Consider the following 15,823-nt stretch of genomic DNA (forward strand, 5'->3'; position numbering starts at 1 on the left):
AACGCTCACCAGTAGCCCTCCTGGTCAAAATCATCAGGATCATGCGCCTGATCTGCATCACGGATTTTGCAGGTCTGCGCCGAAACATTGCCGCTATGAAGCCCCATGTCGCGCGCGATCGAGACAAGGCTCTCACCCGCCCGACGCCGCGCAAGCATCTCCAAAAGCCGCAAATCTTTGTCTCGCGGAACATCCCGAACAACGACCATCAACGCCCTCTTTGCTTTGCTTCAAGTTCATCGATGCGATGCGCCAAACGACGCAGCTGCGTCCCCATGCCCTGCTCGACATGACCCGAAAACAATGGGCGCCGATCTTTGGCGTGAAGCGCATGACCCGCGATCAAGGCAAAGGTCTGGCCATACTCGGGATGATCAACCACCTCGAACGTGATATGCGCGACCTCAAACAACTCGCGGTCGAAATCAGACGGATCGGGATGCCGCGCCTTGGCTTTGACAGAATGAGTGCTCATGCAAGGCACCCCGAAGAATGCTCGGAGGCGCTCACAGACGGGCATCCCCACGCCTCCATAGGGACTCCACACGAGCGCAACCCAAGCGCCGCCCGCCGCTTTTCAAAAAAATGGCCGGAGACGCCTAAGCACCCCCGACCAGTGCTGACGCCACCCGAGCAGAAAGCAACGCCATGCGCCCACGCATCACGAACGCGGCGCAAACATCTTGCGACGAATGACGGGCGCACAGATGCACAACCCGCCATCTCCGTCGACAACCTCGAAACGGTAAAACAATCCGCGCGAGCGAGACGGGAGGAGAAGGCCTCGCCCGCGCAACCACCAACCGCCACGCCAAAAACGATTGATGGAACTTGTGTCATTTGGGAGCGGATCAACATCACGCACCCGCCTTTGGCAACAGCGCCGCCTTTAGACGCGCAGCCGCCGCGATCAGCTCATCGACCTCTTTGATCATCGCGCTGGCCTCTTGAACGGTATAGTCGTCAGGGTTATCCGATGCCGACGAGTGCGCCTCCGCATGGCTCGCCAATACGTCCGAGAACTCACGCGTTACTGTGTGAATGTCGGTTGCAGTATCGCCAGAAATTTGCAGTGGCTGATAAACCCCACCCGCAAGCATCGCGAAGTGCTGCGCCAATGGCAAAGCCGCGGCGCAATGCATCCGCCCGAGCCGATCGAGATAATTCACCCCCAACCCGCCAGGACGCGCCTCATCAACAGACGTTCCATATGACAATGTGGCCACAGACACGCCGAGATCGATCGACGTACACTCAAGCCCGCCTGCCGCCGTCATCGCATCGCGCACCGCACTCTGGATTGAACCTGCCCGAACGCCCCGCATGTTAAAATCTCCCTAACGAGTTCACATGACAAACGTCCGCACTTGCCCGATGGTGCAACTGGGGCGAAAGGACATCAGAACGATGAGAAAGACAGATAGCATGCATCATACCGCCCCCATCTCCCCACCGTCGAAAGTCTTGCGCTCGCGCAACACCTCAAAACGCCGCCAGCCCTCCAATCGAACTGCGCCACCCGTCTCCATCTCGATCCTCATAGCAACCTCAAAACTTGGATCACGCCGCCCAGACAGAATGTCACACAGCGCACCACGCGAAATCTCCACCCTTACGGCGAACTCGGATTGCCCGATTTTTTCGCGGGCCAAATATTCCTTCAAATGCTCCATGCTTTGCTTTGTCGCAAATAGCGAACAAAAAGGCAAGCCCGATTTATCCGCTATTTGCGTCAGCGGCAGAAAGTCCTTTGAGGTAGTATCAGCGACATGAAACTACGCATTAAAGAACTCCGGACCGCCGCAGGATTGTCTGTGCAAGCCCTCGCTGACAAAGCGGGCCTTTCGCGCAGCTATTTGAATGAAATTGAAAACGGCAAAAAGACGATCAACGCCCGCAGGCTCGAAACTATCGCCAGAGCGCTAAGTGTGCGACCCGCCGATCTAATAGAAAACACCGACGAATCACCAGAATTTAAAGAGATTATTGAGACTTTTCGCGCGATGAGCCCCGAGAATCGCGCCCTTGTATTGAACCTCGCACGGTCACTTGCAGATCGCGACTAAACACCAAAACACGCACGAGGTCTGCCCCACTCATGGCAGAGAGACACGCCACAATTTCGGCCTCTTGCTTTAAATCTTCCACTAAAACCCTCCCTTTTTTACTAGGCATAACGTTGCACCCCAGCTCCAATCCTGCCCCAAGGATATGACCAACGCAATCCCGTCTGTTCGCAAATGGCGGCATTTTGTGTTGACTAAGAGTCGCAAATAGCGGACAAAGCCTCCAAGAGAAATGGAGGCTACCATGCAAACACACCGCACTCACACGCGCCTCGGACCCGACGCGCCCCTGATCTTTGGCCTTGATCCACTCAACATCGATCACGCCAAAATCATTGTTCAAAACGGCACCGAGCAACCGCGCGGGCGTGTTGCTGTTGCGTGGCGCACAATCATGGAAGCGAACGGCACACGCCTCGATGGCGACAAACTGCGCCAAGCCTTCGGCCTGCGCCTGCAGTCGGAGGTCGCGCAATGATCACCCACGACCGCGACCACATGGCCATCGCCATCGAGCGCAGCGACGTCATCGCCGTCATCTTTGCAATCGCCGCAGGCCTCGCGATCGGCGCAGTGAGCTACGCCGCCATGACCGATCACATCGCCGCGCACATCAATGCCCGCCTCGATGATCAAATTTCATCCGATTGACCTAATCAGACACCAAACGGAGGCGAACATGCTCTCTAACATCGAAAACCGCCGAGCCCGCTTCTATGACCGCGTGATCCAGCTCGACGCAAACGACCAACCGGACGCCTTCTTCAACGAGGTAATCGAAACAGGCGGAACCTACACCACCCCTGACAATGAGACCTGGAAGGGGTCGCACCTGGTCGAGATTTCCCTTCACGGCGTGTCGGCATTCGGCATGACCGAAGAGGAAGCAATCAGCAACTGGATTCAACAGACCCGCCGCGCCATCCGCACAGAGGCATCGGCATGAGACGCGTTTTTCGCCGCCTCCTGTGCCGCTTCGGTCGCCACGACTGGCGCGACAGCCGCCGCATGCCAGAGCGCGTATGCCGCCGCTGTGGACGCCGCGAAGGACTGCTGCGGTAAATCGCCAAACAGAACCAAGGAGACCCCACATGAAAAACAGCATGACCGACCTGAACAACCGCCACGGCAGGAACTACGACGCGGCACCCGACGAAGTGAAGCCAACACTCATGGCAATCGCAAAGGTCGAGCAAGCAGTTCAAGAGACCCGCAACCAGAAGATCAGGAGATGAAAAATGACCGCCTATGAACTAGCAAAGAGTCAATTTGATGACAGAGAAATATCCCACAAAGACCTAGCTGAGAATTGGCTTGATGAGGTTAAGTTTTGTTATGCAAAACACGGCGGAACGATCACACCATGGGTTGACTTTGTTAATCCATGCCATTGGTCCTTTAACATCGTGCGGCCTTCAAAAGAGGATTGGCTTAGCCCGTCATATGGCAGAATCATACTTCCTGTACTGAAAGTTCACCCAGAAAACGCCGCCAAGGCTCTCATCGCATATGAGAAGGCAGTCACAGGGGTTCAATCATGAGCAAACAACCCTTCGACACGCTGCCCGTGCCTCAACAGGCAGGGATCATCTGCAACGATCCGCGCTTTCAGAGATTTGCCGCGATCCGCTCAGGACTGCCCGACCAGTCCCTCACGACAAGCGCCGCAGCAGAATACCTGCGCACGGTCTGCCAGATCAAAAGCCGCCGCGAACTCGCCACCGATGCAGTCGCACAAACCCGCTTCCAAGCCATGCGCACCGACTTCGACGCATGGACAGGAAAAATCCCCAACCAACGCTAAGGAGAACGCCATGCCCGTCACAGACCCGAAACTTTCAAGCCTCGATCAGCTCCTATCGCTGATGAACAACGGAGACTTTTTGGGCGAAGTCCTCGCCACACAGAAAGAGCTGATCGCGGACCTTCAGGACCACCGCAACGCCTACATGAAAAAGGCCAAAGGCTCCCTCACCCTCAAGATCGACATGACCCTGGACGAGCAGGGAACGCTCGAACTCGTCGGCGAGATCAAGACAAAAACGCCAGACGCCCCGAAAGCCAAAGGCGTTGCATGGACCACACAGGAAGGCGGGATCACCCCAACAAACCCACGCCAAATGCGGATGGAGCTGCGCACCGTAAGCGAAGACCCCGAGATCCGCACCACCAGCTAATCACCAAACGAAGAAGGAGCCACAATCATGGAATTCACGAAAGAAAACATTGCGGAAACCGTCGCGAAGATCGTGGAGGAACACACCCACGCCGAAGCGATCTTCATAGGCGAACCCAAATGTGAGACCCCGACCCTTCTCTCACATCACAAAAATCAAGTTGTGACAGACATTACCGATAAAATATCTAGCACTCTGGACAAATTCCAACCCGCACGCCGCAGCGGCACCGACCACCTGCACGAAATCGACAGCCTGATCGAATGGGCCAACCGATTTAAAGGAAGCAACTCGGTGCTGTTCTGCGATGCAAACCTGCCCTCCCTGACATGCATCACCAACTACCACGGCGAAGGGGAAGCCACCTATGATGGCCGCGACCCCCTCGCCAACCACTGCGACCATCGTGGCGTCTACAAATTCCCGCATTCAGAAGAATGGAACGCATGGACGGAATTCTCTGGCGAGTGGAAAAGTCCGGGCGAATTCGGCGAATTCATCGAGGAGCGCTCTGCCGACTTTTATGACCCAACGCCATATCTCGCCAACGGCACAGGGCAAGACTCTGCGCAGGACTGGGAGAAAAAACTGGCCGATGTCGCCGCACGCTTGAGCGGACGATTTGCCACCTACCGCCGCCTGCTCGAACTCTCGCGCGGCCTCGAAATCCACGAAAGCCAGACCGCGAAATTCAGACGCAACCCCGACACGGGCGAAGGCCAAATTTTCTTCGAAGCCACGCAGGCAGGACAGGACGGAGGCAAGCTCGAAATCCCCAACCTCGCGCTGATCGCAATTCCGGTCTTTGAAAACGGAGCAGCCTACACTCTGCCCGTCCGCCTCGCCTATCGGCCCAATAGCGGCGATGTCAAATTCCGACTGACGCTGCACGATGCCGACAAGGCCCGCCGCGATGCCATCCGCGAAGGTGCGGAGAAAGCCAAAGAGGCAACCGCCCTGCCGCTCTTCTACGGCATGAACTGATCACCCTAACTCGAAAAGGAAATACTCATGAACACTGTAGATAGCGCATCTGACGACCGCACAGCGAACAACGCGGTGCGACACAAATACCGCACTCTGACCGACGAAGAGAAAGCGCAGATGCAGGCGATCAAGGATCGCGGTGCAGAATTCATCGAATACCTTGACAAAATTTCACCACAAGGTCGGACACGCGACATTCAGCTGGCCATTGATCACATCGAGGACGGCGTGATGCGGGCCGTCCGGCACATCACAGCGTAACCAAATGGGCCGGGTCTTTTCCAGCCCAACTAACACAAAGAGGCCGATATGCTTGACCATTCGAAACCCGACCACCCACAGATGGACGCGACACTCCAAGCCGTTCAAGCGTTTCTCGATAGGCACGTCCTGCAATACATGGAAGAAAACACAGGCCGTAGTGAATTTGATTGGGTCGCATATCACCTGCGTTGCTTCACAAACGAATGGATCACGAAAGACATGGCGCGAGCGATCTGCCGGAGCCTGACGGATCGAGGGTTTGCGGAATACTGTCGCGGCCTATGGACAGAAGACGGCGAACCCGCAGGGGCCGGATACCGGATCACCGATGCGGGCCGCAAATACCTCGAAACGATACAATCCACCTAACGCAAAGGAGGCCAGCATGATGCACCCCACCCCAAACAAAGAAGGGCACTATTGGGCCAAGCTGGTACACCCTCATCAAGAACCAGTCGGAGAGGATTGGGAATCCGTTGAGTGGGAGGTCGTGCAAGTTGGAGACAACAACGGGAAAGGTGAGGATAAATGGCGCGTATATGTTCCTGGCATAGAGCAGGGGCAATTGATCGACGCGTTCATCTGGGGGCCGCGTGTCCCAGAATTTCACCAGCCCAACTAACGCAAAGGAGGTCGATATGCCATGCGATGAAGATGAATTGAGGCCATGCCCAGGCTGCAAAGGGCGCGGCTATCACAAGTGCCCATGCTGGCCCGCCGACTGCTTGTGCGGTCAGGACGAAGAGGACTGTGAAAACTGCAACGAAACGGGATGGCTCGACCCCTCCTATGATGACGACACTTACTAAATCCAAATAACGCAAGGTCACAGCACACCACGCGGCCATCTACAACCTCAACCTGAAAATCTTTATGATCCACAACGCAAGCATATCTGACGATCTACAAGGCCTCACACCTGCATATCCGCCATTTCGGATGAAGGCTGCGCAGGCCGCATACTATTGCGGCATGTCTCAGAGCGCCTTCTTGCGTGCTGTCGAAGAAGGATCATTCCCCAGGGGCACCAAAACCATAGGCGGCAGGTTTTGGTTGCGCAACGATCTTGAGAGGGCCATGGTCGGAGGCGAAGCCGCCAAACAGCACGATTTCACCCAAAAAATATGACAAAACGCACAAAATATCTCTACTCTGACACAGATCGCCACGGCAATCAGCGCCAGTATTTCAAGCCGCCCGGATACAAAAAAATTCGCATCCGCGCCGCAGCTGGCACAAAAGAGGCGCGAGACGAATACACCCGCCTTCTCAAAATGTATCTTTCAGGCGAGAACATGGACGCAGAGCGCGTCATCGATCGCGCGTCATGCGAATGGATTTTGCGCAAATATCAAAGCTCATCCGCCTTCAAAGCATTGGCTCACAACACTCAGATTCAAAGACGCAATTTCTACTTGAGGTTCAGCAAGGTTTACGGTCGCGTCCCATACGCAGACCTCACCGCAAAAGACCTCGCAAGCGTTCGAGACACCCTTGGACCAGGAGCAGGCCGGAACTTCCTGAACTCGATGTCAGGCGCGTTCGAGTGGGCCTGTTCTGACGAAGTGAATATCCTCGACCACAACCCCGCCAAAGGCGTGAAGCGCCCCCGTCAAAAAACACTGGGCTATCGCAAGTGGTCGATCGATGACGTGATGCAGTTCAAGAACCATTACCCAAAAGGCCACAACGCGCGGAAATGCCTTGCCCTGCTTCTCTTCACAGCAAGAGAGATTTCAGGAGTGAGAGAACTCGGCCGAGGCGATGTGCGTGATGGAAAGATAAGAGGTCGCCGCAAAAAGACCTGGACAGACGCGACCACCCCCATGCTCGGAATCCTCAAAGACGAATTGGGAGAGGACTACAACGACCTGATTTGGCTGAGAGCGAGCCACGGCGGATACTACAGCGAGAAAAGCCTGTCGCAACGCTTCTCATCGTGGGCCAGCGATGCGGGCCTCGAAGGACTGTCATCGCACGGCCTGCGCAAATCAGTAGCCACGATCCTCGCCAATCTCGGGCTATCAGAACGCACGATCATGGCCGTCCTCGCACACACCGATCCGAGACAAGCACAGACATACGTCCAGGACGCAAACAATCGCGCCCTCGCAATGGAAGGCATGGAGAAATTCGAGGCAGAAATTGCCCACTTTTGGAACGGTGGGAAAGTGGGATAGTTTTTTCCTTTTGAAACAAAGGCTTTACAGCAAAGTAAAAGTCCTGCCGGGCCTACCAAACCTCCGTAAAATCAAATACATATCGCCACAACGGGATGCAAAGCCCACCCTGTGGCGCACATGCGTGACAGAATCTCTTTGTCCAGAAACGCCATATTGCGCGAGGGGTTTGCACTTTAACTTTGTCCTGTTTGTGCCATCGACAAGACATCACCAACAAAGTGATAAAACAAAAACTTGAGCAATTTCACGGCTTTCGCCCGCGAGGGCATTGCAAGCGGACCGCAAACTCTCATAAGTTCGCCACAACATTTGTTCATCTTTAAGTGCGAGTTTTTCAATGAAAATAGCCGTTGCAGGTATCGGATACGTTGGACTGTCGAACGCAGTTCTTTTGGCGCAGCACAACACGGTCACAGCAGTCGATGTTTCGGCAGAGCGCGTGGCACAGGTCAATGCCCGCCAAAGCCCGATCATTGATCCCGAACTGGAAGATTTCCTCGCCCATAAAGACCTCGACCTCACCGCGACCACGCAGGCCGCGAGCGCCTATAAAGACGCCGAGATCGTCATCGTAGCGACGCCGACAAATTACGATCCTCAAAGCAACTATTTCGACACCTCTTCGGTTGAGGCCGTTGTCGATCAGGTTCTCGCCGTCAACGCCGAGGCGATGATCGTGATCAAATCGACCATCCCCGTTGGCTATATCGACGATCTGCGCGGTCGCACTGGATCGAACAACATTGTGTTTTCTCCCGAATTTCTACGCGAAGGCCGTGCGCTTTATGACAACCTGCACCCGTCGCGCATCATCGTGGGTGAACGCTCGAAACGAGCCGAAGTCTTTGCGGAATTGTTGCTGCAAGGCGCAATAAAAACTGACGTCGATGTGCTCTTCACAGATGCCCGCGAAGCCGAGGCGATCAAGCTGTTTGCCAACACCTATCTCGCCATGCGGGTCGCGTTCTTTAACGAATTGGACAGCTATGCGATGGCGGGCGGCATGGACACGCGTCAAATCATCGACGGTATTTCGCTCGACCCGCGCATCGGTGGACATTACAACAACCCGAGTTTTGGCTACGGCGGCTATTGCCTGCCCAAAGACACCAAACAACTCTTGGCCAACTACTCCGAAGTGCCGCAAAACCTGATCCGTGCCATCGTTGACGCCAACCACACTCGCAAGGATTTTCTCGCAGATCAGATCATCGCCAAACGCCCGAAAATTGTCGGCGTCTACCGTCTGGTGATGAAAGCGGGCTCGGACAATTTCCGCCAATCCTCGATCCAAGGCATCATGAAACGGATCAAGGCGAAGGGCGTCGAAGTGATCGTCTATGAACCCGTGATGGACGAAGACCATTTCTTCAACTCCCGCGTGATCCGCGATCTCGACGCGTTCAAGGCCGAGGCCGATCTGATCATCGCCAACCGCATCACCGACGATATATCCGATGTGGTGGACAAAGTCTTTACCCGCGATCTGTTCGGCGCGGATTGATCCCCACTCGCGTTCAAAGGAGCCTCCTTATGCCCACAGCACTTGTCACCGGCGCGGCCGGATTCATCGGATCATTCGTCTGCCGCAAATTGCTTGACGAGGGATGGCGTGTGATCGGGTTGGACTGCATGTCCGACTATTACGACGTGACCCTCAAAGAGCGCCGTGAGGCAATGCTGAACCAGTCGGAAAACTACCGCTCGGTGCATGATATGGTCGAGACGCCCGGCTTGTTGATGTCATTGTTTGCAGAGGAAAAACCCGATGTTGTGATCCACCTCGCCGCCCAAGCGGGCGTGCGCTACTCCATCGAAAACCCGCGGGCCTATCTGGAAAGTAACATCGTTGGGACATTCGAGTTGCTAGAAGCCGCGCGCGCCTATCCGCCCGCACATATGTTGCTCGCCTCGACCTCGTCGGCTTACGGCGCAAACGAGGACATGCCCTACGCGGAAACGGACAAGGCCGACCACCAAATGTCCTTCTATGCCGCGACAAAGAAATCAACGGAAAGCATGGCGCATTCCTACGCCCACCTGTTCGGGCTGCCCATCACGATGTTCCGTTTCTTCACCGTTTACGGCCCGTGGGGACGCCCCGACATGGCGCTGTTCAAATTCACCAAAGCTATTTTGGAAGGCACGCCGATCGACGTCTACAACCACGGCGATATGAAGCGGGATTTCACCTATGTCGAGGATCTGGTCCACGCCATCCGCTTGCTCATCGACGCGGCCCCTGTGCGTCCTGAAGACGGCAAAGTAGCGCAGGGCGATAGCCTCTCACCCGTAGCGCCGTTTCGCGTGGTCAATATCGGCAACTCGAATGCCGTGCAGCTCACAGCCTTTATCGAAGCCATTGAAGACGCAACCGGTAAAACAGCCGAGCGCAACCACATGCCAATGCAAGCCGGTGACGTGCCCGCCACATGGGCCGACGCCTCCCTGTTGACCTCACTCACGGGTTACGCGCCCAAAACGGATGTAAAAGACGGGGTGAAAGCCTTTGTCGATTGGTACCGCGACTTCTACCAAATCTAAGACTTATAGTCTGCTGTCGTGCCTTAGGAACGACGCGGCAAAACGATATCGGCCCGCAGCCCGCCGTGATCTTCACTGTCGCTCAGGCGCAAGGACCCGCCGTGGCGGCGGGCGATATCAACCGCAATGGACAGCCCCAATCCGACGCCCGACCCCATATTCTGGTTCCGCGAACCGTCGAGGCGTACAAAGGGGTGCAAAGCCCGTTCACGATCCGCCTCGGGAATCCCTGGCCCGTCGTCCTCAACGGTCAAAACCACAGAACGTTCTAACGCATTCAGGCTCACAAAGGCTTGTGTCCCGTAACGCAGGGCATTGCCGATGAGGTTGTCGAGCGCCCGCGCCAATGCGTGAGGCCGCACTGACATCGACAGCTCGCCCGACGGCATGTCGCAAATGGTCACATCGCCGCCTGCCCGCTTGGCCCGCGCCACGGCCTCCGTCACCAAGGCGCAAATGTCCACGAGTTCGTTTTCTTCTGCTGCATCCGTTCGCGCGAATGTCAGAAATTCATCAAGCAGGCGCTCCATCTCGGACATATCGCTCTTGAGCGCGTCAATTTCTTCTTGGGGCGCGCCCTCGGCCTCCAACATCGACAAGGTCAGCCGCATCCGCGTCAAAGGCGTGCGCAGATCATGCGAGACACCCGAGAGCATCAAGGTGCGCTGGTCAATCTGCCGCTCGATCCGCGCCCGCATATTCAAAAACGCAGCACCAGCCGAGCGCACTTCCGTTGCCCCACTCAACCGGTAAGGCACCAATTCTCCGCGCCCGAACGCATCCGCAGCCCGCGCCAACCGTCTGATCGGCCGCATTTGGTTGCGCAGGAAGATAATAGAAATCGCCGTAATGACCACGCCCGTAAAGAGCATCAAGACAATCAACTGGTGCGGATTACGCGCCGAGGCTCGCAGGCGATCCACCACCAAACGCAACCGCCCCACATCCGTCACAAACGAGAACGCGAACTGGCGCGGACTACTTGCAAGGTCCACACCTTCGAATGTGGGAAACGCCTCTTTCAACGTGCGCTCAATGGTCCGCCCCGAAACGTCATACCAAAGTCGACTGGAGACCACGGCAGGAACATCCTGGCCAAACGAAGATGATATCCGCAACCGCGCATCCAGATCCGCCATCGCTGCACGCGCATCTTGCGGCTCAAGCCCCTCGACGGCCACCTCGTAGAGCCCGACCTCGGCCACCACACCCACCATCAACTGCTCTGTGACGTCATCAAAATAGCGTTGGGAAAAGGCCACAAGGACCACCAATTGAAGCACCACTACAGGCAACAATATGATCAAAGCGGCGCGTCCGTAGATGCCGCGCGGTGTAAACTTTTTGAGCCAAGCAAAGAACATAGCTATTGGTAGCCTTGTCACGCAGCAAAGGGAAAGGGCAAATCATGTCTGAGCGACCACAAACGATCACGGATTTGGGCGAAGGTGTGATCCGAATCCTCGCCCCCAATCCCTCCCCCATGACCTATTGGGGCACGAATTGTTATCTGCTCGGCAAGGGCGAGGAGCGGGTTCTGATCGACGCAGGACCGCGTGACGCGGACCATATTGAGACCGTACTCTCGGCCCTTCCTCAAGGCGCACGCATCACAGCCATCGCCATCACCCACGCCCATCTCGACCATAGCGCCGGAGCCGTCGATCTGGCCCGCGCTACAGGCGCTACGGTTTATGCCTTCGGAAACGCCACCGCGGGACGCTCGGACGTGATGACCCGCCTGAGCCAGACTGGCCTGACGTCAGGTGGCGAAGGCGTGGATACCGATTTTGTCCCTGATTCGCTTTTGGCCGACGAGGCCCAGCTAAACGTTGGCGACGTGACCCTGCGCGCTTTGCACACGCCCGGACACATGGGGAATCACCTCAGCTTTCTTTGGGGGCAGACGTGTTTTACGGGCGATCTGGTTATGGGGTGGTCCTCTTCACTGATTTCGCCCCCCGATGGTGACGCCCGCGCCTACCACGACAGTTGTCAGAGGCTCTTGGCGATGAGTGAAAAACAGCACATCACGCGGCTTTTGCCCGCACATGGCGAACCGATTGAAACCCCTGCTGCGCGTATCTCAGACCTCCTTGCGCATCGCGCAGACCGCGAAGCCCAAATCCTAGCGCAGTTGACTCAAGGACCATCTGGCCTCACCGAGTTGACCCGTGCGATCTACACCGACCTGCCCACACAGGCCCTGCCCTACGCCGCGCGCAACACACTGGCCCATCTCATTGATTTAGTGGAGCAAAACACAGTGATCGCCACCCCCGCCCTCAGCGAAACCGCGCAATTTTCCCTCAAGACACCATAAGTGCAAACTTTTTGAACTTTTGTCACAAAACCCTCTTGCGGGTCAGGAATCTCATAGCTATACACCCCTCACATTCCGGCGTAGCTCAGCGGTAGAGCAGTTGACTGTTAATCAATTGGTCGTAGGTTCGATCCCTACCGCCGGAGCCAATTTGGCAAAAAGCTAAGTATGATCAACAACCTTAACCGTCTCATTCGGTTGAGGTTTGTTGCATTACATCACTTGCGAGATACGGTAAAAACGCAGGATCGCATGACCTGGTCTTCACTGTTCTATTGTCTGTATTGATTTCAGGGCCCCTGATCAGATCAACAAGACATCAGATAGCTGCGCACCCCACGCAATTCATGAAGTCCACCTGTTACGTTTCGGTACATCTATTATTCGTCTGAAATTATAGCTGATAGCGGTGTTGAAGCCGCCGGACCATGCGCCGGTACAACCAATGGGCGAGAGGATTCAGCCCCATCCGTATCAGCGCCACAGAGGGCAGAATCGTTCCCCAATAGACCCTGCGCAGAACAGCGGCACGCGCAGCGTCCCGATCTATGGCATCGCAGATCATTGGCGCGATACGATAATATTCTGCGATCTCTAGACTTCCCTGTTTGCAGCGAGACAACCAACCATCGCGGAATTTGCGTAGCGTCGAAAGCTCCAGGCAGGAATCGGGACGACCATAGAAGTCACAACAAGCGGTTGTCAGAAAGCAGGAGGTTCTTTTAACGCAATAGGCGTCTTCCGACTGCTCCATCAAACGTTCGACATTAGCATCTATGGAAGCCGCCAGCTCGCGAAATCCCCACATATCCACGTCATGGACCCCGATCAAATACCACTCTCCTTGAACTTCTGCGTAAAGTTCAAGCTCTAAACTTTCGCCCTCGATAGCACGAGAAAGTAGATACCCAAATTCTTCACTATTTTCAAAATGAAGTTCGGACGTATGGTACTTAACACGCCCCATGTTCTCTTTGTTGTAATACTCCGTGTAATACTCAAATGCATCAAAACGTATCGTGGCTGCGGCATTCCAATAAAAATCGTCATCGGCACTTACGAATTGAATTTCGACGGGAATATCCATATCGGAGAGCTCTGAATAGCTGACGGCCCCACCCGTCCGTAAATGGACCAACTTTCGAAATCTTTCATTTTCGCTGAACCGCTCGACATCCACGTGAACGGAAGCCGTCGCGTCAGCTATCGCAGTCGTGTCATCTTCTGCGCCACCCAAAGTAGTGTACAGAAAAATGCTGCAAAGTCCCTCGGTCTGCTCAAACTCAAACTGAATAATTTTCGGATTTTCCGGCTTATTCTCGGAATAGGTGGATAAATGAAGCAACCAGCTGCCCTCGGGACCAATCGTCATGTCGCATTTAGAACTAGATCCAACAGAGGGTTTCCCCCAGAAGCTGGCTGTCGCGAGTGAAGTCCCGAACAGGTTATTAATAAAGCGACGCCGTGAGAATTTTGGGCCAGAACTCTGCATTTAAAATCCTAATGCTCCATATACTGTTGCTGTTCGAGGGCCTTGTTTGCGTAGTCGACGATTTCATTGCCGAACACATCAAGCGGTTCATCGATCATTTTGGCTGTGTACCCGATGCCATTCACAGGATCGGCCATAACCAGCTTTGCCATCCAATTCACTTTTGCTGCCTTGTAAGCCTCAGGGTGCAAAATGAGACGGATCGCTTCTTCACGTCCGTTGTTCGAAACGCCATTGCTGACCGAAACCAACCCAGTCCAGGGAATTTCATTTCGAAACATTTGCGGATCATGAAATCCGGTAGACGACAGCCGCAGTCCATTTTTGCGCAATAGCAAAGAAAAACCATACAGAAGCGGTATTAGGGAGAGGCACATAAAGAATATTCCGAGGACCTGAAACACTTCTTCATCGCGATGCCCGTGCAATGCGATTATGTTCAACGATAGGAGTAAACCGAACACCATTATCACAGCGCCGAACATTACAGGGTAACGGCCAAGACCATGCGTCTTGATAATACGTTCTTCCATTTCTTTTCAAAAACCTTGTTTCTAAACCAGAACAGAGGGCCACAGTCGTTTGAAATCCAAAAATGAAAACGTCCGGCCCAAAATTTGCCGCGACAAAGGGGAAAACATTCTGCATAAGCTGTCAATAGGATTTGGTGAAAACACGGGACTGGAGAGGCTTATATGCGGTCTCAAAAGCGCACAATTTCATCAGCTAGCCACCTAAATAACCAACTAGCCGCCGTGCCCTTGATCGCCGCTCAACCCGCTGAAAATGCAATTGCGGGCGCAATGGAGCGCCTTTTGAAAGACGAAAAGACCGTACAAGGGTACCGCCGCCCCACCCTATGGGATGAGAGCGCTGATCCAGTGTCTAATCTCTTTTGCGCGCCTCCCGTCGAGACCGCTAAAATTTAACGGTAAAGCAAAACGGGAATTTTCACGGATTGGATCATCGCGGTGGTCGTGGAGCCGATGATGAGTCTTCTGATCCGGCTATGGCCATACGCGCCCATCACCAGAAGATCGAACCCCTCCTCGCACACCAATTTATTGAGCGCGTCTTCGGGGTCGCCTGTCGCGGTTCGTGACGTAGCTGCGATATTGGCGGCGGTGAGCTTTTCGACTGCGTCATTCGCGATGCTCTGGGCTTGTGCGCTATCTTGTGCAACGCATAACACACTCACGTCGAGGTCGGTAAAAACGGGGCTCGTCGACATGCGCTCAATAGCCACCTTGGAGCTTGCGCTTCCATCATAGGCCACGAGCACTTTGGTGACAGGGCGAAACTCCCGCGAGGCCACGAAAACAGGCACCTTGGAGCTGCGCACGATCCGCTCCAGATTGGACCCCAGATGACCCGTCGCGAAATCGGCGCCCTCGCCCCGTTTCCCGATCGTGATAGCGCGCGTGTCGTCCACAAGATCGCGAACCGCCTCAAGAAGATCACCTTTTCGCAAACGAAGGTTCACATTCAAAATGCCGTCTTTTTCAAGGATGGCTTTCGCATCCTCCAAAATCGCGTGACCTTTTGCTTGCGCAAGTTTTGCACGCTGGGCGTCCAGTGACGACAACTCTTCAAGCAGAGCCGTGCGAGCACCGAGTTTCAACGCGCCCGAAAGGTCGCCCGTCACCGCGCCTTCGCTGCGGCCCAATACATGCATGGCCTCCACGTCGGCATTGAGCTTTCGCGCGATCCACGCCGTGTAGTGACAGACGCTTTCGGAATAGGCCGACCCGTCCAGTAGTGTCAGTATCTTGTCCATGATGATCCTC

General features: G+C 55.1%; 24 protein-coding genes and 1 tRNA gene. 17 read left to right on the forward strand and 8 right to left on the reverse strand.

From position 1 onward, the window contains the following. Nucleotides 1–5 precede the first annotated feature (5 nt). The 4 genes from ACN0TS_RS00550 to ACN0TS_RS00565 form a co-directional block, all read right to left on the reverse strand. A complete protein-coding gene (locus ACN0TS_RS00550; RefSeq protein WP_417257371.1) occupies nucleotides 6–209 on the reverse strand; it encodes a hypothetical protein in 204 nt (67 codons plus the stop codon). Continuing rightward, nucleotides 209–475: a hypothetical protein gene (locus ACN0TS_RS00555; protein WP_417257372.1), complete on the reverse strand. Its 267-nt coding sequence runs from the start codon at nucleotides 473–475 to the stop codon at nucleotides 209–211. Before ACN0TS_RS00555 ends, ACN0TS_RS00550 begins: the two co-directional genes overlap by 1 nt. Before the next feature lie 382 nt (nucleotides 476–857). After that, complete coding sequence (locus ACN0TS_RS00560) at nucleotides 858–1,325, reverse strand: hypothetical protein (RefSeq protein ID WP_417257373.1); 468 nt, start codon at nucleotides 1,323–1,325, stop codon at nucleotides 858–860. A 105-nt stretch (nucleotides 1,326–1,430) separates the two neighbouring features. Next, nucleotides 1,431–1,673, reverse strand: coding sequence for a helix-turn-helix transcriptional regulator (locus tag ACN0TS_RS00565; protein ID WP_417257374.1), 243 nt, complete (start codon nucleotides 1,671–1,673; stop codon nucleotides 1,431–1,433). 96 nt (nucleotides 1,674–1,769) lie between these two features. On the opposite strand from ACN0TS_RS00565, the gene ACN0TS_RS00570 reads away from it, so the two are divergent. The 15 genes from ACN0TS_RS00570 to ACN0TS_RS00640 all read left to right on the forward strand — a co-directional run bounded on the left by ACN0TS_RS00570 (nucleotide 1,770) and on the right by ACN0TS_RS00640 (nucleotide 10,221). Continuing rightward, nucleotides 1,770–2,066: a helix-turn-helix domain-containing protein gene (locus ACN0TS_RS00570; RefSeq protein ID WP_417257375.1), complete on the forward strand. Its 297-nt coding sequence runs from the start codon at nucleotides 1,770–1,772 to the stop codon at nucleotides 2,064–2,066. Nucleotides 2,067–2,310: 244 nt separating this feature from the next. Continuing rightward, nucleotides 2,311–2,544: a hypothetical protein gene (locus ACN0TS_RS00575; protein ID WP_417257376.1), complete on the forward strand. Its 234-nt coding sequence runs from the start codon at nucleotides 2,311–2,313 to the stop codon at nucleotides 2,542–2,544. Then, on the forward strand, nucleotides 2,541–2,717 hold the full coding sequence (locus ACN0TS_RS00580; protein WP_417257377.1) for a hypothetical protein: 177 nt from the start codon (nucleotides 2,541–2,543) through the stop codon (nucleotides 2,715–2,717). The genes ACN0TS_RS00575 and ACN0TS_RS00580 overlap by 4 nt, the downstream gene beginning before the upstream one ends. Nucleotides 2,718–2,745: 28 nt before the next feature. After that, on the forward strand, nucleotides 2,746–3,012 hold the full coding sequence (locus ACN0TS_RS00585) for a hypothetical protein (RefSeq protein WP_417257378.1): 267 nt from the start codon (nucleotides 2,746–2,748) through the stop codon (nucleotides 3,010–3,012). A 145-nt stretch (nucleotides 3,013–3,157) separates the two neighbouring features. Further along, on the forward strand, nucleotides 3,158–3,301 hold the full coding sequence (locus ACN0TS_RS00590; protein WP_417257379.1) for a hypothetical protein: 144 nt from the start codon (nucleotides 3,158–3,160) through the stop codon (nucleotides 3,299–3,301). Nucleotides 3,302–3,304: 3 nt separating this feature from the next. After that, the gene (locus ACN0TS_RS00595; protein ID WP_417257380.1) at nucleotides 3,305–3,607 is read left to right on the forward strand and encodes a hypothetical protein; all 303 of its coding nucleotides are present in this window, start codon (nucleotides 3,305–3,307) and stop codon (nucleotides 3,605–3,607) included. Beyond that, nucleotides 3,604–3,870 carry a hypothetical protein gene (locus tag ACN0TS_RS00600; protein ID WP_417257381.1) on the forward strand — a complete coding sequence of 89 codons (267 nt, stop codon included), beginning with the start codon at nucleotides 3,604–3,606 and terminating at the stop codon, nucleotides 3,868–3,870. Before ACN0TS_RS00595 ends, ACN0TS_RS00600 begins: the two co-directional genes overlap by 4 nt. 10 nt (nucleotides 3,871–3,880) lie before the next feature. Further along, a complete protein-coding gene (locus ACN0TS_RS00605) occupies nucleotides 3,881–4,243 on the forward strand; it encodes a hypothetical protein (RefSeq protein ID WP_417257382.1) in 363 nt (120 codons plus the stop codon). 27 nt (nucleotides 4,244–4,270) lie between these two features. Continuing rightward, nucleotides 4,271–5,227, forward strand: coding sequence for a DUF2303 family protein (locus ACN0TS_RS00610; RefSeq protein ID WP_417257383.1), 957 nt, complete (start codon nucleotides 4,271–4,273; stop codon nucleotides 5,225–5,227). A gap of 27 nt (nucleotides 5,228–5,254) precedes the next feature. Then, nucleotides 5,255–5,491 carry a hypothetical protein gene (locus ACN0TS_RS00615; protein ID WP_417257384.1) on the forward strand — a complete coding sequence of 79 codons (237 nt, stop codon included), beginning with the start codon at nucleotides 5,255–5,257 and terminating at the stop codon, nucleotides 5,489–5,491. Between the two features lie 48 nt (nucleotides 5,492–5,539). Next, nucleotides 5,540–5,863 carry a hypothetical protein gene (locus ACN0TS_RS00620; RefSeq protein ID WP_417257385.1) on the forward strand — a complete coding sequence of 108 codons (324 nt, stop codon included), beginning with the start codon at nucleotides 5,540–5,542 and terminating at the stop codon, nucleotides 5,861–5,863. Between the two features lie 16 nt (nucleotides 5,864–5,879). Then, complete coding sequence (locus tag ACN0TS_RS00625) at nucleotides 5,880–6,116, forward strand: hypothetical protein (RefSeq protein WP_417257386.1); 237 nt, start codon at nucleotides 5,880–5,882, stop codon at nucleotides 6,114–6,116. Nucleotides 6,117–6,618: 502 nt separating this feature from the next. After that, complete coding sequence (locus tag ACN0TS_RS00630; protein WP_417257387.1) at nucleotides 6,619–7,674, forward strand: tyrosine-type recombinase/integrase; 1,056 nt, start codon at nucleotides 6,619–6,621, stop codon at nucleotides 7,672–7,674. A gap of 340 nt (nucleotides 7,675–8,014) precedes the next feature. Further along, on the forward strand, nucleotides 8,015–9,181 hold the full coding sequence (locus ACN0TS_RS00635) for a nucleotide sugar dehydrogenase (RefSeq protein ID WP_417257388.1): 1,167 nt from the start codon (nucleotides 8,015–8,017) through the stop codon (nucleotides 9,179–9,181). A 29-nt stretch (nucleotides 9,182–9,210) separates the two neighbouring features. Next, a complete protein-coding gene (locus ACN0TS_RS00640) occupies nucleotides 9,211–10,221 on the forward strand; it encodes a GDP-mannose 4,6-dehydratase (RefSeq protein WP_417257389.1) in 1,011 nt (336 codons plus the stop codon). A 23-nt stretch (nucleotides 10,222–10,244) separates the two neighbouring features. On the opposite strand, the gene ACN0TS_RS00645 is transcribed toward ACN0TS_RS00640, so the two are convergent. After that, nucleotides 10,245–11,585: an ATP-binding protein gene (locus tag ACN0TS_RS00645; protein WP_417257390.1), complete on the reverse strand. Its 1,341-nt coding sequence runs from the start codon at nucleotides 11,583–11,585 to the stop codon at nucleotides 10,245–10,247. A gap of 44 nt (nucleotides 11,586–11,629) precedes the next feature. Here ACN0TS_RS00645 and ACN0TS_RS00650 point away from each other — a divergent pair, with 44 nt between their 5' ends. Then, nucleotides 11,630–12,544: an MBL fold metallo-hydrolase gene (locus ACN0TS_RS00650; RefSeq protein WP_417257391.1), complete on the forward strand. Its 915-nt coding sequence runs from the start codon at nucleotides 11,630–11,632 to the stop codon at nucleotides 12,542–12,544. A 74-nt stretch (nucleotides 12,545–12,618) separates the two neighbouring features. Then, nucleotides 12,619–12,693 (forward strand) — tRNA-Asn (locus ACN0TS_RS00655). A 245-nt stretch (nucleotides 12,694–12,938) separates the two neighbouring features. On the opposite strand, the gene ACN0TS_RS00660 is transcribed toward ACN0TS_RS00655, so the two are convergent. The 3 genes from ACN0TS_RS00660 to ACN0TS_RS00670 form a co-directional block, all read right to left on the reverse strand. Next, nucleotides 12,939–14,036 (reverse strand): CFI-box-CTERM domain-containing protein, encoded by a 1,098-nt coding sequence (locus ACN0TS_RS00660; protein WP_417257392.1) that lies wholly within the window; start codon nucleotides 14,034–14,036, stop codon nucleotides 12,939–12,941. 8 nt (nucleotides 14,037–14,044) lie between these two features. Then, the gene (locus ACN0TS_RS00665) at nucleotides 14,045–14,569 is read right to left on the reverse strand and encodes a hypothetical protein (protein WP_417257393.1); all 525 of its coding nucleotides are present in this window, start codon (nucleotides 14,567–14,569) and stop codon (nucleotides 14,045–14,047) included. A gap of 392 nt (nucleotides 14,570–14,961) precedes the next feature. Further along, on the reverse strand, nucleotides 14,962–15,816 hold the full coding sequence (locus ACN0TS_RS00670; protein ID WP_417258155.1) for a universal stress protein: 855 nt from the start codon (nucleotides 15,814–15,816) through the stop codon (nucleotides 14,962–14,964). Nucleotides 15,817–15,823 lie beyond the last annotated feature (7 nt).

It is taken from the genome of Celeribacter sp., assembly GCF_048266405.1.
Taxonomy (GTDB): Bacteria; Pseudomonadota; Alphaproteobacteria; order Rhodobacterales; family Rhodobacteraceae; genus Celeribacter.

Excerpts from the sequence above, each read along its gene's own strand:
- ACN0TS_RS00550 (WP_417257371.1), bottom strand. The coding sequence starts at position 209 with ATGGTCGTTGTTCGGGATGTTCCGCGAGACAAAGATTTGCGGCTTTTG.
- ACN0TS_RS00555 (WP_417257372.1), bottom strand. The coding sequence starts at position 475 with ATGAGCACTCATTCTGTCAAAGCCAAGGCGCGGCATCCCGATCCGTCT.
- ACN0TS_RS00560 (WP_417257373.1), bottom strand. The coding sequence starts at position 1,325 with ATGCGGGGCGTTCGGGCAGGTTCAATCCAGAGTGCGGTGCGCGATGCG.
- ACN0TS_RS00565 (WP_417257374.1), bottom strand. The coding sequence starts at position 1,673 with ATGGAGCATTTGAAGGAATATTTGGCCCGCGAAAAAATCGGGCAATCC.
- ACN0TS_RS00570 (WP_417257375.1), top strand. The coding sequence starts at position 1,770 with ATGAAACTACGCATTAAAGAACTCCGGACCGCCGCAGGATTGTCTGTG.
- ACN0TS_RS00575 (WP_417257376.1), top strand. The coding sequence starts at position 2,311 with ATGCAAACACACCGCACTCACACGCGCCTCGGACCCGACGCGCCCCTG.
- ACN0TS_RS00580 (WP_417257377.1), top strand. The coding sequence starts at position 2,541 with ATGATCACCCACGACCGCGACCACATGGCCATCGCCATCGAGCGCAGC.
- ACN0TS_RS00585 (WP_417257378.1), top strand. The coding sequence starts at position 2,746 with ATGCTCTCTAACATCGAAAACCGCCGAGCCCGCTTCTATGACCGCGTG.
- ACN0TS_RS00590 (WP_417257379.1), top strand. The coding sequence starts at position 3,158 with ATGAAAAACAGCATGACCGACCTGAACAACCGCCACGGCAGGAACTAC.
- ACN0TS_RS00595 (WP_417257380.1), top strand. The coding sequence starts at position 3,305 with ATGACCGCCTATGAACTAGCAAAGAGTCAATTTGATGACAGAGAAATA.
- ACN0TS_RS00600 (WP_417257381.1), top strand. The coding sequence starts at position 3,604 with ATGAGCAAACAACCCTTCGACACGCTGCCCGTGCCTCAACAGGCAGGG.
- ACN0TS_RS00605 (WP_417257382.1), top strand. The coding sequence starts at position 3,881 with ATGCCCGTCACAGACCCGAAACTTTCAAGCCTCGATCAGCTCCTATCG.
- ACN0TS_RS00610 (WP_417257383.1), top strand. The coding sequence starts at position 4,271 with ATGGAATTCACGAAAGAAAACATTGCGGAAACCGTCGCGAAGATCGTG.
- ACN0TS_RS00615 (WP_417257384.1), top strand. The coding sequence starts at position 5,255 with ATGAACACTGTAGATAGCGCATCTGACGACCGCACAGCGAACAACGCG.
- ACN0TS_RS00620 (WP_417257385.1), top strand. The coding sequence starts at position 5,540 with ATGCTTGACCATTCGAAACCCGACCACCCACAGATGGACGCGACACTC.
- ACN0TS_RS00625 (WP_417257386.1), top strand. The coding sequence starts at position 5,880 with ATGATGCACCCCACCCCAAACAAAGAAGGGCACTATTGGGCCAAGCTG.
- ACN0TS_RS00630 (WP_417257387.1), top strand. The coding sequence starts at position 6,619 with ATGACAAAACGCACAAAATATCTCTACTCTGACACAGATCGCCACGGC.
- ACN0TS_RS00635 (WP_417257388.1), top strand. The coding sequence starts at position 8,015 with ATGAAAATAGCCGTTGCAGGTATCGGATACGTTGGACTGTCGAACGCA.
- ACN0TS_RS00640 (WP_417257389.1), top strand. The coding sequence starts at position 9,211 with ATGCCCACAGCACTTGTCACCGGCGCGGCCGGATTCATCGGATCATTC.
- ACN0TS_RS00645 (WP_417257390.1), bottom strand. The coding sequence starts at position 11,585 with ATGTTCTTTGCTTGGCTCAAAAAGTTTACACCGCGCGGCATCTACGGA.
- ACN0TS_RS00650 (WP_417257391.1), top strand. The coding sequence starts at position 11,630 with ATGTCTGAGCGACCACAAACGATCACGGATTTGGGCGAAGGTGTGATC.
- ACN0TS_RS00660 (WP_417257392.1), bottom strand. The coding sequence starts at position 14,036 with ATGCAGAGTTCTGGCCCAAAATTCTCACGGCGTCGCTTTATTAATAAC.
- ACN0TS_RS00665 (WP_417257393.1), bottom strand. The coding sequence starts at position 14,569 with ATGGAAGAACGTATTATCAAGACGCATGGTCTTGGCCGTTACCCTGTA.